The organism is Streptomyces krungchingensis, from assembly GCF_054729265.1.
The window spans coordinates 926,579-940,634 of record NZ_JBPUKY010000001.1; the positions used below are offsets into that span (position 1 = coordinate 926,579).

The 14,056-nt window shown below is 72.1% G+C and carries 15 protein-coding genes; 4 read left to right on the top strand and 11 right to left on the bottom strand.

The window, feature by feature from the left end; genetic code table 11:
* Nucleotides 1–346 precede the first annotated feature (346 nt).
* The 5 genes from ACSYGO_RS04310 to ACSYGO_RS04330 form a co-directional block, all read right to left on the bottom strand.
* Nucleotides 347–1,900, bottom strand: a complete 1,554-nt coding sequence (locus ACSYGO_RS04310) for a VCBS repeat-containing protein (protein WP_460385797.1) — start codon at nt 1,898–1,900, stop codon at nt 347–349.
* A gap of 210 nt (nt 1,901–2,110) precedes the next feature.
* A complete protein-coding gene (locus ACSYGO_RS04315) occupies nt 2,111–3,310 on the bottom strand; it encodes an SPFH domain-containing protein (RefSeq protein ID WP_426679967.1) in 1,200 nt (399 codons plus the stop codon).
* Nucleotides 3,311–3,325: 15 nt separating this feature from the next.
* On the bottom strand, nt 3,326–3,577 hold the full coding sequence (locus tag ACSYGO_RS04320) for a hypothetical protein (protein ID WP_359501830.1): 252 nt from the start codon (nt 3,575–3,577) through the stop codon (nt 3,326–3,328).
* Nucleotides 3,578–3,707: 130 nt separating this feature from the next.
* Nucleotides 3,708–4,589: a hypothetical protein gene (locus ACSYGO_RS04325; protein WP_460385798.1), complete on the bottom strand. Its 882-nt coding sequence runs from the start codon at nt 4,587–4,589 to the stop codon at nt 3,708–3,710.
* Between the two features lie 439 nt (nt 4,590–5,028).
* Nucleotides 5,029–5,265, bottom strand: a complete 237-nt coding sequence (locus ACSYGO_RS04330; RefSeq protein ID WP_426679965.1) for a chaplin — start codon at nt 5,263–5,265, stop codon at nt 5,029–5,031.
* A gap of 211 nt (nt 5,266–5,476) precedes the next feature.
* Between ACSYGO_RS04330 and ACSYGO_RS04335 the strand changes: the two genes are divergently transcribed.
* A complete protein-coding gene (locus tag ACSYGO_RS04335) occupies nt 5,477–5,683 on the top strand; it encodes a hypothetical protein (RefSeq protein ID WP_426679964.1) in 207 nt (68 codons plus the stop codon).
* A 111-nt stretch (nt 5,684–5,794) separates the two neighbouring features.
* Here the strand turns inward: ACSYGO_RS04335 and ACSYGO_RS04340 are convergent, their stop codons facing one another.
* Entirely contained in the window at nt 5,795–6,445 is a 651-nt protein-coding gene (locus ACSYGO_RS04340) for a DUF4360 domain-containing protein (RefSeq protein ID WP_359501837.1), read from the bottom strand.
* Nucleotides 6,446–6,709: 264 nt separating this feature from the next.
* A complete protein-coding gene (locus ACSYGO_RS04345) occupies nt 6,710–7,279 on the bottom strand; it encodes a YbhB/YbcL family Raf kinase inhibitor-like protein (RefSeq protein WP_460385799.1) in 570 nt (189 codons plus the stop codon).
* Between the two features lie 401 nt (nt 7,280–7,680).
* Here ACSYGO_RS04345 and ACSYGO_RS04350 point away from each other — a divergent pair, with 401 nt between their 5' ends.
* Nucleotides 7,681–8,223 (top strand): hypothetical protein, encoded by a 543-nt coding sequence (locus ACSYGO_RS04350; protein WP_426679962.1) that lies wholly within the window; start codon nt 7,681–7,683, stop codon nt 8,221–8,223.
* A 16-nt stretch (nt 8,224–8,239) separates the two neighbouring features.
* Here ACSYGO_RS04350 and ACSYGO_RS04355 read toward each other — a convergent pair whose 3' ends face one another.
* From ACSYGO_RS04355 to ACSYGO_RS04365, 3 genes are all read right to left on the bottom strand, one after another.
* A complete protein-coding gene (locus tag ACSYGO_RS04355) occupies nt 8,240–8,758 on the bottom strand; it encodes a hypothetical protein (protein WP_426679961.1) in 519 nt (172 codons plus the stop codon).
* A gap of 188 nt (nt 8,759–8,946) precedes the next feature.
* Entirely contained in the window at nt 8,947–9,570 is a 624-nt protein-coding gene (locus ACSYGO_RS04360; protein ID WP_460385800.1) for a DUF6624 domain-containing protein, read from the bottom strand.
* A gap of 284 nt (nt 9,571–9,854) precedes the next feature.
* Nucleotides 9,855–10,496, bottom strand: a complete 642-nt coding sequence (locus ACSYGO_RS04365) for an ATP-binding protein (protein ID WP_460385801.1) — start codon at nt 10,494–10,496, stop codon at nt 9,855–9,857.
* Between the two features lie 146 nt (nt 10,497–10,642).
* Here ACSYGO_RS04365 and ACSYGO_RS04370 point away from each other — a divergent pair, with 146 nt between their 5' ends.
* Nucleotides 10,643–11,464 (top strand): SDR family NAD(P)-dependent oxidoreductase, encoded by an 822-nt coding sequence (locus ACSYGO_RS04370; protein ID WP_460385802.1) that lies wholly within the window; start codon nt 10,643–10,645, stop codon nt 11,462–11,464.
* Nucleotides 11,465–11,519: 55 nt separating this feature from the next.
* Here the strand turns inward: ACSYGO_RS04370 and ACSYGO_RS04375 are convergent, their stop codons facing one another.
* Nucleotides 11,520–12,932 (bottom strand): hypothetical protein, encoded by a 1,413-nt coding sequence (locus ACSYGO_RS04375; RefSeq protein WP_426679958.1) that lies wholly within the window; start codon nt 12,930–12,932, stop codon nt 11,520–11,522.
* A gap of 254 nt (nt 12,933–13,186) precedes the next feature.
* On the opposite strand from ACSYGO_RS04375, the gene ACSYGO_RS04380 reads away from it, so the two are divergent.
* A complete protein-coding gene (locus ACSYGO_RS04380) occupies nt 13,187–14,053 on the top strand; it encodes a helix-turn-helix domain-containing protein (RefSeq protein WP_460385803.1) in 867 nt (288 codons plus the stop codon).
* Nucleotides 14,054–14,056 lie beyond the last annotated feature (3 nt).

Below are 14,056 nucleotides of genomic sequence, written 5' to 3' on the forward strand. Positions count from 1 at the left end.
GAGGCCCCGGCCTCCCCCACTCCGGCACGGACCGGACCACGCGACCGCCCCCACCGGACCCGAAGCACCGGCCTCCCCCACTCCGGCACGGACCGGGCGACGTGTCCGGCCCGCCGGTGCAGCCTGCCTGCCACCTGGGGCGGTGCACATGGCCCGCGCACGGGCCGGCCGTGGCACGCGGACGCGGCCGAAGCCCTTTTCCCCGACCTGCTCGCGACCCCGTTGCGCGGACGCCGCCGGAGTCCCGGCACCCGGCCGCCGTCGGACGACGGCGACCGGGTTCACGGTGCCGCGGGCAAAGGCGTGCGCCGACGCGACTGGGGACGTACCGAGTGGTGGTCGACGGTCACTCGTCGACGGCGGCACCGAAGCGGGCGTCGCCGCCCGGCGCGCCCAGCGCACTCGCCCCGAAGAGCCAGGAACCGTCGGCCACCAGGCCCTTGGTGCCGGCGGGCAGGTGCCAAACCACGCCGTCCGCGGTGTCCTCTCCGGGCGCGGCGGCCAGGAGTTCGCTGCGGCCGTCGGCGTCCGTGTCGGCGAGCCGTACCTGCGCGCCCCATGTGTCGTCCATCTCGGCGGTGCCGGGGATGCCGGGGGTGTTCTGGTCGAAGGACTGCGCACCCGTCGCGGTCAGACCGTCCGCCGAGCCGCGCAGCAGCCACACCGCGCCGGCGTCCGACACGGTGCCGATGTCCTCACCGGGTGCGCCGACGGCCACGTCCGCGTAGCCGTCGCCGTCGCTGTCGCCGACGGACAGCTCCGTGCCCCACGCGTCGCCGTGCTCTCCGGTGCCGGGCACCCCCGGCGAGTTCTGGGTCCACCACCGGGGGGCGCTGCCGGGCCCGTCCTGGCCCTCGGGGCCGTCCTCGCCGCCGTGGTAGACACCGACGAGTCCGCCGGTCAGGCCCTCCGCCTCGTCGTCGGGGCTGCTGTTCTGGCCGGTGACGAGATCGTCGTAGCCGTCGTTGTCGATGTCGCCCGAGGCCGTGGAGATGCCGCCGCGCAGGTCGCGCAGGTGGGTCAGGCCGTGTTCGCCGCCCGAGTAGACCGCCGACCAGCCCTGCGTGTAGTCGTCGTCGGGGCTGTAGCCGGAGACGACGAGGTCGGCATAGCCGTCGCGGTCGTAGTCACCCGTGGTCACGTAGGCGGGCCGGACGGCCCGGCCGGCGGGGTGCGCGGTCGTGTCGAGCGTGCCGGTGTGGCGCAGTGCGCCCCCGCTGTACGTGAACAACTGCGCGCCCTGCTGGTCGAGTACGGCGACGACGTCGGCGGGCGTGTCCCCCGTCAGCCGCGCTGCCGTGACGGCGGCGCCGAAGCGGGCGCCGGCCGCCGGGGCGGCGGAGGCGAACGTGACGCTCCGGGCCGGGCCGAGTCCGCTCCTGGAGCCGTACAGCACCGTCACGCGGCCCGCGTCCTCCAGGGACCCGACGTCCTCGCCGGGCGCCGCGACGACCGCGTCGTCGTAGCCGTCGCCGTCGAGGTCTCCGGTGGCGACGGCCGCACCGAAGGAGTCGTAGGTCTCCGAGGTGCCGGGGACGCCGGCGGTGGACTGGCTGAAGACGGCGGTACGCGCCTTGGGGACGCTGTTGCCGGCACCGATGCCGCCCGCCGCCCCGTACTGGACGGTGACGAAGCCGGCGCCCTTCTTGCCGTCGACGGTGCCTTCCGGCGCGCCGATGAGGACGTCGTCGTAGCCGTCGCCGTCGAAGTCGGAGTTGCGGTCGTTCGCCTGGGTGCCGCCGGGGGTGCCCGCGTAGGAGGCGGGTGCGGCGGCGATGCCGAGGCCCGCGAGCAGCAGGAAGGACGCGGCTGCCAGGGCGGCCGTGCCCCTTCCGCGGCGGGCACCCGTGGTGCCGGTGGTGGAGGTCGTCGTGCCGGTCGCACGCTGCGCGCTGGTCATGTCCTGCTCCCCGTGTGATGAAGACGCGGCCGGGTCGAATGGCCGGGCTTGGTGGTCAATGTGATGAAAGGACCAAGTTCCTTTCATTCACGCCCAGTTCGACACGACACGTGCCCGGGGAGTTGTGGCGCCCGGAGGGGCCGTGACACAGCAGTGACATGTGTTGCGCAACGCGGACTTCCGGGCGGGTGGTGAGCCCGCCCGGACGCTTCAGGCCTGGCCGGTCCGGCCGTTCTCCGGCCCGGCCTCGTCGGTGTCCTCGTCCGGTGTGCGGGTGTAGCCCTGGAGTGCGAGCGGTGCGTCCGCCTTGTCGGGGCGGGTGTCGGGGCTCTGGCCGTTCAGGTTCTGCCGGACGGAGTCCAGGATCGTCAGCCCCTGGGCGACCAGTCCCGCCGCGATCTCGCCGAGGCCGTCCGCGCCGTTGAGGACGTTCACGTTGGCTCCGGCGAGCCCGCCCGCCGCCTCCTTGACGATCTGCGGCAGCTGGTCGATCAGCATCCGGTCGAGCGCGACACGGTCGTGCGAGGCGGCGGCCTCGGCCTGGATCTTCATGCGCTCGGCGTCGGCGACGGCGAGCACCCTGATCCGCTCGGCCTCGGCCTCGGCGGGTTTCACGATCTCGGCCACCAGTTGCTGCTGTCGCAACGCGGCCTGCTTCTGGGCGAGTTCGGTCTGCGCGGCGAGGACCTCCTGCTGGGCGTGGGCCTGCGCCAGCGGTCCCGCCTGGGCGGCCTGGGCCTGGGCCCGGTCCACCTCGGCGGAGTACTCCGCCTTCACCACGGCGGTCTGCCGCGCGTACTCGGCCTGGTTGCGCGCCGCGACCTGCTCGGCCTCGACCGCCGCCTGGGTGGCCTGGGCCTGGGCGATCTGGGCCTGCCGCTGGATCGCCGCCTTGTGCGGTGCGGACATGGCGTCGATGTATCCGGTGTCGCCGTCGTCGATCGACTGGATCTGCAGAGAGTCGACGATCAGCCCGATCTTCGCCATCTCGGTCTTGGAGGTGTCCAGGACCTCCGCGGCGAGCTTCTGCCGTTCGGTGACGATCTCCTCCACCGTCATCGAGCCGATGATGGCGCGCAGATGGCCGGCGAAGATGCGCCCGGTGAGCACCGACATCTGGTCCTGGTCGGAGAGGAACCGCTGTCCGGCGTTGATGATGCTCTCGGTGTCGTTGCCCACCTTGAACGCGATCACGGCGCGGACGTGCAGGGAGATGCCCTGCTTGGTGACACAGGTCTCGGTGACCTCGGACTCGCACATCGACAGCGTGAGGAAGCGCGTCTTGCGGAAGACGGGCAGGACGAACTTGCCGTGGCCCGTCACCACCCGGAAGGGCGCTCCCCCGAGTCCCCGCCTCCCTCCCGAGATCAGCATCGCCTGGTCGGGAGCGGGAACGCGGTATCCGAACATCGTTGTCCATCCTCCTCAGCCTGCGCCGGCGGGATGACCGCCCAACGCCTCCAGGGGGTCGGCCCACTTGATGACGTCGACCGCACGGCATCCGCGGGACGCGACCACGAGCACGGTCGCCCCTGTCGGCAGGGGCTCCGGCGACCAGGCGAGGAAGGTCTCGGATCCGCCCCGGACCCGCACGAGGATCTCGCCGGGACCGGCCGATCCGCGTGTGCCGATGAGCAGTTCCCCCGTGCAGCCGATCACGGCGTCGTCCTCCACCACAGCCGGCCGCCCCCCATCACTCTGGTACTGCTACCGACAGTAGACCTCCGCACGCCCGGCGCCTACGCCCATGCCGATCTTGTGCCCGCGCCGACGCCCTGGCCGGTGGCCGTTCCGCTGTCGGTGTGCCTCAACTCCTGGTGAACTTGTAGGTCTTGCTGTCGGTCAGGACGCAGAAGCCCGGCGACACGACGATCACCCGCAGGGTGCCGGTGCGCCGGTCGTAGTCGATGCCCTCGGCCTCGAACGCGCCCGAGCAGGCGCTGCGCAGGGGGAGTTGACGCAGGGCGGTGACGTGACCGGACACGTCCGCCGTGCCGTTGGGCTCGCCCGACAGGTCGATCTGGAGCAGCGGTTTGGTGATGCCGAAGAGGGTGCCCGCGGGGTCGTCGGACGAGCACAGCAGCCGCGTCGCGGTGACGAAGTCGCAGCCCTGTACGTCGCGTACGGCGTGGTCCAGGTTGATGGTGGACGCCTGCGGGAGGTTCGCCGAGGGCGATGTACCCGAGTTGACGCCGGGCGTCGGGAACACCAGGAGCCGGTTCATCGTGCCCCACTCGCCGGACACCATCCAGGAGCCGCCGGGCGAGATGGTGACGAACGAGTTGTTGAGGGCCTCGCCCGGGCTCAGCGCGTGGACGTACTCCGACCAGGCGCCGCCCGGAGCCTGCACCCGGAACATCTTGGCGCTGCCGGAGTCGCTCTGGTACGGCTCGACGTAGTAGCCGTTGTAGGAGGCGTCCGGGTCTCCGACGTGGTTCCAGCCGCGGCTGCTGACACCGATGGGAATGGTGCCGATGCCCGTGTAGTGGTTGGGGCTGCCGGCCGGGACCTCGACCGAGGTGAGGCCCTGGCTCTCGGTCAGCGGATCGGCGCGGTCCGAACCCGTCTCGGTCCAGGTGTCGGCGGCCTGGGCGGGCGCGGTGGTGGCGACGGACACGACGACGGCGGTGGCGAGCGTGACGAGCCCTGCCAGGACCGCGTGACAACGTTGCCGTGCGGGCATGCGCATGAGGTCTGCTCCTCGTTGGGGGGTGAGCTGCTCGGCGCACAGTCTGACCCGTCCCGATGGTCATGTACAGACCAATGAATGGACACCGGGCGTCGGCTCACCGTCCACGAGGCGACGCACCCCGCACCGTCCGGGAAAGAGCCCTGGACGGTGCCGTCGCCACGCCCCGCACCGGCGGTCCCGCCGGACTCGTACTGACCGAAACCACATCAACGACGGCCGCGCCAAAGGCAGTTGCATCATGAGGAGGCGCACCGAGCGACATCACACCGACCACACCACGCGCCGCTCACCGGAGACGCCCCGGGGACCCCTGCGACACGGCGGAATGTCCGACCGGAAGCAGACAAGCGTCCGCCGGGCAGGGAAATCCCTGCCCGGCGGACGTGACCGTTCAGTCAGGCAAGGAAGCCCCTGCCCGGCACACGTGTCGGCTTCGTCAGTCGGCCGTGCACGTGTTGTCGGTCGCCGGGTTCAGCAGGCCCACCACGTCGATGGAGTCGCCGCAGAGGTTGAGACCCAGGTCCACGGGGATCTGGATCACATTGCCGGACAGAAGTCCGGGACTGTTCGCGGCGACGCCGACCGGGTCGGGGTCGTCCGCGGCGGCAGTCCCGGCCGTGGCGAGAAGAGCCACGGTCGCCAGGCCGGCGGCGGCCATCAGACGAATGCGCATGTCAAGCTCCCATCATTCGCAGGGGTGCGAGTTCCTCCACCATCACCTGCACGGGCCGCGACCGACATCGTTGTACGCCCGAACGGATTGCCCCTCCCATTCGGCCCCGTCGGCTTGCGTCCGGGCTCAGGACGCGCCCGCGGGCCGTGTCGCGCGGGCGGTGCGGAATGCCCGTAGCGTGAGAACAGGTCACGTGGAACAGGGAGAGATCATGACAACGAGCCAACCCGATGCGTCCGCGCCGTCCGACGACAGGGCGACCCCCGACTCGCTGCTGCACACCGGTGCAGGGGGCGCCGTGACCGCCGAGGACCTGGTACTCGCGGCGGGACGCGACATCAACCCGCGCAACCTCGCCTGGGCCGAGCGCAAGCTCAAGGAGGAAGGTCCGGCAGCCCTCGACAAGCTGCTTCCCTGACGCGACCGGCTCCGATGCGGCGGAGCCGGTCGACGAACCGCCGACGCCCGGCCGGCTCCGACACGACGGAGCCGGCCGGGCACGCGCGTGTTCAGCCCCGGGAGCCGGGGGTCAGGAGCTCGGGCACTCCTTCCAGGCCAGGTGGTAGACGGTGCTGATGTCGCCGTCCGTCGAGTCCATGGTCATGAAGCTGGAGCTGCCGGGAGTGGACGTCCCCGCGTTGACGCGGAGTTCGGTGTTGATGTTGAAGTTCCGCTGAACGCCACAGGGCGCCCACACCAGTTGGGCCCAGTCCGTGGCGTCGGTGGCCTGCCAGTTGTCGTTGTACGGGCCCCGGAACGGGTGGGTGATGGCGGCCGTGTTCGGCGAGCCCTGGAAGTAGTACGAGGCCTTCTCGGTGCTGCTCGCGCCCTGCTGGAGCGCGGCGAAGCCCCGGTAGTCGGCGCTGGCGATGGCGTAGGTGAAGCCCTGCGGCACGTGGACGATCAGGTTGAGCTGGCAGTTCTTGCGGAACGCGGTCGGGTCGGCATTGCCGCCGACCTGCGCGAGGTAGTCGCTGTAGGTCACCGTGAACGCCGTGTTGTCCGGCGAGACCGCGACGGCCGCGGTGCCCTGGGGACATCCCGATCCGTTCACCGTGGCGACCTTGATGACGATCTTGTCCGGGGGCGGGTCGACGATCCCGGAGGACGGGTCGTGCGCGGGGAGTGCCGAGGCGAACAGGGCGGCGATGGCGCCACCCAGTAGCAGCCCACCAGTCATGGGGCTCCAATCCATTGCGTCGGTGTTCCGGCGGCGGCACGCGCGGTGCGCCGCCCTGGAATGGGGGGTGCGGCTCCCCGCGGACGAGGAGCCGTCGCAGACCAGTGCGTTGGATCAAGGGTTGGTTGAACATGCACATGTCAATCAGGCATGCGCATTCCCCCGGCTGTGAAGGAGCTGTGAAGACCGGGAGTGACGGCATCGTACGAAGCGGCGACCGGGGCGGCCAGGGCGATCTCCGGCCAATCACCGCCCGGCCGCCGGTCACCGGCCGTAGCGGCCGACCAGCTGCCCCGAAGCCGTGACATGCCCGGCCAGCGCGCGTTTCACATCGCCCGCCCCGGCCCCCTCGGGGAGGGTCGGATTCACGTCGGCCGCGAACACCGAGAAGACGTAGTGGTGCGCCTTCCCCTCCGGCGGGCAGGGGCCGCCGTATCCGAGCTTCCCGAAGCCGTTGCGGCCCTGCACGGCTCCGTGCGGCACGGCGCCCGCCGCCAGCGCCGTCTCGTGCGGATCGACGCTCCACACGGTCCAGTGCACGAAGGTGCCACCCGGGGCGTCCGGGTCCTCGACCAGCACGACCAGCCCGGCGGCGCCCTGCGGCACCCCGGAGAAGTCCAGGGGCGGTGAGACGTTCTCACCGTCACAGGTGTAGCGGCGTGGAATCGTGCCGCCGTCCGCGAACGCGGGGCTCGACACCCCGAGCTTCGACGACGCCTTGAGCTCGGGGGTCGCCGACGACGTGCCACCCCCTCCCCCGCCGCCGCAGCCGGCCACGCACAGCACGAGAAACGCCCCGAGGACTCCGGCCCGCCGCCGACCGTGATGCCGCATACGCGCCACGCTAACGCCGCGATGGCCGACAGGCGGCGCGACGCCCCGTGCGGGACTCGCGACACGTGACGCCCGCCGCCCCCGCGGACCTCACGACGTCTGGCCAAAATCCGTATACAGAGGCGGAGTCGAGCGAGTGAACCCGAGCGAGGCGGCGCATCACCTCGTGGACTCACCGGGCCGGCCGGAGGCGGGGTCGAGTGGCCGTCGCCGAGGCGGTGACGCGGAACGGACGGCCGCCGGTGGGAGCCGATTCGCTCGCCGACCTGAGACGTGCCTCCGGTCGGCGCGGGAGACGGCGACGCCCGCCGCGGAGCCGGCCGCGGGGCCCGTGGCGCAGCCGGGCGGGAATCGCCCCGCCGCCTCATCACGGCGACGGTGTGCCTGCGACACTGAGCCCCATGGATCCACGACACCTGAGGCTCGGCCGCCGTCGCATATGGATGTGCAGCGCTGTCTGTTTTCTGGTGCTCGGCCCGGTCGGGTGGTTCCTGGGCGGATGGATCCCGGTCGTGCTGCTGGCCGTCGCACTCGCCGCGGCCACCGCGGTCCTCCACTGGAAGGCCCCCTCGTGGCTCGCCCCCGCCATCGCGAAGGGGCAGCGGCAGAGCCGCCAGGACGTGTCCGCCTTCTGTGCGGTCATCGCCGTCAGCGGCTACGCCCAGCCCCCGGCGGCCTCCGACAGCGCCTCCCGTGACATGGCGGGGCTGCGCCTCGAGGCGTACCGCGCCGCCGCCGACGACGATCTGTCCGAGGATCTCCGCCGGCTGGCGGCCGACGCGCTGGCCGCCGCCGACCACGCCCACGACGAGGACACCCCCGCGGAGTGGCGCGCCGCGCGGGCGAGCGCGGAGCGGCTGGCGCACGCCGCGCAGGACGGCAACCCGTACGTGCGTCAGCTCCTCATCCAGTGGGTGGAGGGGAACCCGGCCGGGGAGCGCTAGCCGGCGCTGTCGCGGCTCAGGACTCGGCTTCCCTGCGGAGGAAGTTGCTCACCTGGCAGGCCAGGCTGTCCCGGGCCGTGTCGGGACGGGCGCCCGCCTCGACAGTGGTCTCGTACGGGTCGATGCCGCCCGCCCAGAGGTACCGCTCGGTCCACTCGTCGTCGACCTTCAGCTGGACCTGGATGTCCACGCGGTGCAGGAACGCCTCCGCTCCCGCGGCGAAGAGGACGGCGGTGGCCCGGCGCAGCGGGTAGACGTCGAAACCCTCGATGAACTGGGAGTTCCGCCAGTCCAGGAATGCGCTCTCGCCGTCGGCGCCGATGCGGATGTCGATCTGGCCGTCTTCCAGGTGGATCCCGAAATGCTCGGTCGTTCGGTTTTCGACCGTCACTCGAAAAGCGAAGTAGGCGAGTCCGTCGGCGGCGTCGTCGCGTCCTCGCGGCGGCTCCGCCTTCTCCACTCCATGGACGCGGACACGCAGACCGGCATGCTCGTCGTACTCCTGCCAGTCCCCGACCACGTTCGGCTCGCGCACAGTCCACCTCTCCACTTCAGAGGGCTTTTCCTATCTGTGGCCCCAATGAGGTGTCAAATGCGCCGAACGTGCCGTGGCCAGGGATTTCGCCTTTCTTGATCGGCGATCAAGCCGTGCGCAGCCAGAACCTTTCCCCGGCCGCCGCGGAGGGATTTCCCCGCGTGCTGCACATCACGTCCCGAGGCGTCTCATCCACCGGCCCGCAGACGGCTCAGCTGCTCGTCGAGGGGGCCGAGGCCGACGTCGCGCCGACGCTCGTCGAGGGTCTGCGGCCGGCGCACGGGGTACGGGCGCAGCGTCGCGGGGTCGACGCGGGTGCCGTAGTACTGGGGCCGGCCCAGTTCCACGGCGCAGTGGTCGGCGATGTACGCGTGATGGAGGGCGGGGCAGCGCCCGTCCGCCGCGGCGTCGGCGATCAGGTCGCGGCACGTGAGCTGAAAGTCCAGGCAGGGGGCGTGCAGCAGGATCATCAGCGCCGCGGTGGAAGCGGGGAGGCCGACCAGGTCGGCGGCGGGCCAGCCGTACCGGTGGACGACGGTGGCGAGGGCCTCGGCGTTGTCCTCACGGCACCGGGCGAGGGCGGGGTGCCACCGAGGGTCGGGGGCCGTCCGTGCCTGCCGCATCAGGCGTCGTTCCTCGTCCACCCGGCGCAGCAGTTCCGCGGCCAGCGCCGCCGCGAGTCCCGGAACCACCGGCCGCCCGGTCGTGAGCCCGGGCGATGCCGCCGCGGCGCCCACCGGGGGATCGGACCGCGTCTGTCGGCCGAACCCCGAGGCCGTCTCCCGGCCGACGACCTCCGAGGAGGCGGGCACCTCTCCGCCCATCGCCGAAGACGCGGGCGCAGGCGCAGGCACAGGCAAGGGCCGCCACGGTTCGCAGACCGCCGCGGGCGCGAGCGGCGCGGGCGGCGCAGGCGGCGCGGGCGCGAGCGGTACGCCGTCGGCCGGCGAGGGCACGGGCCGCGCGGGGCGGCCGGCCTCCGGTGATGCGGGCGGTCCCGCGCCTGCCGTGGGTGGCGCGGACCGCACCTCCCCGTCGACCGCCACAGGGGCGGACAGCCCCTCCGAGCCGGTCGCCGGGCGCATCGGCGATCGGCTCACGGCAGTCCCTGGAGCACCAGCGTGAACCACACCTTCTTGCCGGTGAGGCCCGGGTCGGGCGGGGCCACGCCCCAGTCGTCGGTCAGGGCGGCCACGATGGCCAGCCCGCGTCCCGACTCCTCGGCCCCCTCCGCGGTGCGCGGCCGCGGCAGGGCGGGCGAGCGGTCGGCGACGGTGACGCGCAGCTCGCACCGGGTGTACTCGACGGTGACGGTCACGGTGTCGCCGCGGTCGGGGCTGCCGTGCTTGAGCGCGTTGCCGAACAGTTCGTCCGTCGCGAGAACAGCGTTGTCCAGGTGCTCGGGCGCGAGCCGGAGGTGCCTGAGGTGTTCGGTGACCATCGCCCGCAGGCGTGGCGAGCGTGAGGGGTGGGCGGGGACGGTGGTGCGCAGGAGGTGGGCCTGGTCCACGGGCGCCGCCGGAGTCGCCCCGGACTCCGATGCCAGGAGCGGCACGGCGGGCACCGCGGTGAAGGGGATGTCGGCCGCCGCCTCGGCGGGCCGGGGCCGCGCCGCGGGCGTCCGGTCGTCCGCCCCGTGGTCGTCACACGCCGACGCGCGGCCGTCGGGCAGCCGCGCGGGGACGTCATCCGCCAGCGAGGGCGACGGCCCGCGGCGATGCGCCCTGGATGCCGTCATCGATCCTCCTTCGGAGGCAGCACGGGTGGGGGGTCGGTCTGGATGGCTGCCCCAGCAGCCAACACGCCGGAGTAGCCGGGCGACCAGGGGGTATTCGGGTTGTCCGGTTGCAGGCACGTAGTGGCATGGGATGTATGTTCGATCGCGTGAGGAACGTGGACGGGGGAGGGACGGCGGTGTACGCGGACGGCGACACCGGCTGGTCCGGCGTGCGCGGAAAGCGCGTACTGGTCACCGGCGGCACCCGGGGGCTCGGCGAGCAGATCGTGCGACTGCTGTCCGCCGAGGGCGCGCGGGTGGCGACCTGCGCCCGTACGGTCCGCGACCTGGAGGCACTGACGGCGTCGCTGGACGCGGAGACGTTCACCCGGCCGCTCGACGTCACCGCGCCCGGCGCACTGGAAGACTTTGTCGTGGCCACGGCGAAACGTTTCGGCGGTCTGGACGGAGTGGTGGCCTGCGCGGGCGGATCCCGCGGCGGCGGCATCGAGCAGGCGGCCCCCGACGACTGGGCGGCCACCTGGGAGGTCAACGTCGGCCACGCGGCCCGGCTGGTACGGGCGGCCGTCCCGCACCTGCGGGCGGCGGGCGGCGGCTCGGTCGTGGTGATCTCGTCGATCTCCGGCTGGAAGCCCGGTCCCCCGGCCCAGTACGGGGTCGCGAAGTCCGCGCAGATCCATCTGGCCGCATCGCTCGCCCGGGAGCTCGGCCCGGACAACATCAGGGTGAACGCCGTCTCCCCCGGCTCCATGCTCATCCCGGGCCGGCGCTGGGACCGGATGCGCCGGGAGGACCCCGAGGCGTTCGCCCACTTCGTGGCGGCGGAGCTGCCGAGCGGCGGGCCGGTGGCGCCGCAGGAGGTGGCCAGGGTCGTGGCGTTCCTGCTGTCCGACTGGTCGAGCGGGATCTCCGGTGCCCACCTGCCGGTGGACCGGGCTCAGAACGCCCCGTCCCCGGACGGGTACTGAGGCACCGGATCCGCGGCCGGGGCACCGGCAGGACCGGCGTCGCCCCGGGCCCGGGTCATGCAGCCACCCCCAGCACGGCACGCGACCTGCGCTCGAACTCCTGCACCACGGGCTCGTGACGGCGCGGCTCCAGCCGCCTGCGGAAGTCCCGCAGGGCCTGGATCGACCGCTCGCTGTGCACCGTGCTGAGGGTGTCGAGCGCCTCGGTCGCGGTACCGACCGCCTCGTCCAGACGGTCCTGCTGAAGATGGGCGGTCGCCAGGACGGAGCGGCTGATGGCCTGGCGCCTGCGCCGGTCGGGGTTGGCGCTGAGCGACTCGCTCGCCGTGCGCTCCGCCTGCGCGGCCAGACCCAGGTCGCGGAAGCACAGGGCGGACTCGGCCTGGAGATAGTGGTGATCGAGATAGCGAACCCACACCGACTCCTGCGCGGGCCCCTTGCTCGCCTCCAGCTGCCGGTCGGCCAGGCGCAGCGCCTCGGAGGCCTCGCCGTGGCGGCCCTGCGCGGCGTGACCTCGGGCGGCCATGGCGTGCAGGCGCATCAGCCCCAGCGGACTGCCGGCTCCCTGCGCGGTGACGATCCCCGCGCGGGCGAGGGCCACCCCTTCGTCCGGCCGGCCGAGGTTGGTGGCCAGGTGGGAGAGACCGGCCAGGATCTGACCGCCGAGCACCCGGTCGCGGCCCTCCGCGCACAGTCTCAGGGCCTGCGTCATATAGCGCTGAGCCAGTCCGTACTCCCCCGCGTCGTACGAACTCCAGCCGGCCATCGCGGCGAGACGCGCGGCGGCGGCGTACAGCCGACGGCGCAGGTGGGACGGCGTGCCCCGGCGCTGGAGCATGGGGACGACCTCGGTGGAGAGGTAGTGCACGATGCTGGTGCGCACTCCTCCGCCGCCGTAATGGTTGTCCATCTGGTCGAACATGGCGATCATCGCGTGCACCTGCTCGACCGGTCCGTCGCTCGCCGCCGCCGTCGGACGCCCGGACTCCTGTTGCTCCAGCAGCCACAGCAGCCATTCGCGTTGTGGATTCGTCAGTGCGGCGGCCACGAAGGGGACCGCGCCGAGGAGGCTGCGGCGGGAGATGTCGGTGGACCCCAGTTCCGCCAGGGTGTGAAGGGTTTCTGCCACGTCTTCGCCATAGACGAGCGCCCTGCTCGCGACGGGGCGCTGCTGATCGGAATGGAAGCCCAGGTCCGCGGGGGACACGGCCCGGCCGAGCCGCTCGGACAGCACGGCGGCGATCAACTCCGGCGTGGTTCCGCGCGGTTGCTGACCCTGGAGCCAGCGGGTGACCGACGCCTTGTCGTAGTGGGAGTCCGTGCCCTGACGGCGGCCGAGCTCGTTGACGCGCAGGGCGAGCGAGGCGTAGGAACAACCGGCCTCCTTGAGGGCGGCCGCCAGCACCTTGTTGCCCCCGGCGGGGGCCTTGCCGGCGTTCCTTGCTTGTCCGTCGGTCACGGTGGCCATCCCCGTCTCGCCTCACGTCCGCGTGCGGCTGCGCCGGTCGGCTCGTCTGGCGGGACGTCATGTCCCGTACCGGCGGGCGCAGTTGTCTGTGACCGAAGCCGAATGTGCGGCAGGTCACTCGATCACTATGGTCGCCGACAGACTCAACGTGCAAGCTGCGTTCTGATAATTTCAGAACGATTCGCATCGCTCTGTCTCTGTCAGGAAGCGCGTGGCACACTGCACGCTGTGGCAGCCGTCCCGGGAGGTAGGACGTGAGCGAGAACCGCCCTGGCGGCAGCGCGCCGACCGTCCTGCGGATGGTCCTCGGAAAACGACTGCGTCACCTGAGGGAACAGGCGGGCGTGTCGTTCGAGGACGCGGCACGCGCGATCGAGGTCACTCCCCTGACGGTGCGGCGGATCGAGAAGGCCGAGGTCGGACTCCGCATCCCGTACGTGCGGGAGTTGCTGCACACGTACGGCGTGCCGGCCGCGGAGATCGACGACTTCCTCGCCCTGGCCAGGGAGGCCAACCAGCCGGGCTGGTGGTACAAGTACCGCGACGTGCTGCCCGAGTGGTTCAGCGCCTACGTGAGCCTGGAGAGCGAGGCGAGCGTCATCCGCCTCTACGAACCCCACTACGTTCCCGGCCTGTTGCAGACGCACGAGTACGCCACCGCGCTCATGCGCGTCGGTTTTCCCAACGAGTCGAAGGAGGATATCGCCCGCCGCGTCGCCCTGCGGGTCAAACGTCAGGACCTGCTCGCCAAGCCGGACGCACCCGCCGTGTGGGCCATTCTGGACGAGACGGTACTGCGCCGGCCGGTGGGCGGAGCCGAGGTGATGCGCGCCCAGATCGACCGGTTGCACGACGCTCTGGACATGCCGAAGGTCCGGATCCAGATCATGCGCTTCGGCGTGGGTGCGCACCCGGGTGCGTTCGGGCCCTTCCACCACTTCCGCTTCGGCTTCTCCGAACTCCCCGACGTCGTCTACACGGAGAGCCTGGCCGGCGCGGTCTACGTCGACCGGCCGGACGACGTCGTCAGCTATCTCGAAGTACTGGACCGGATGTCCGTGCAGGCGGAACCGGTCGCTCGGACCAGGGCCATCCTGGGTGAACTGCGTAAGGAGTTGTGATCC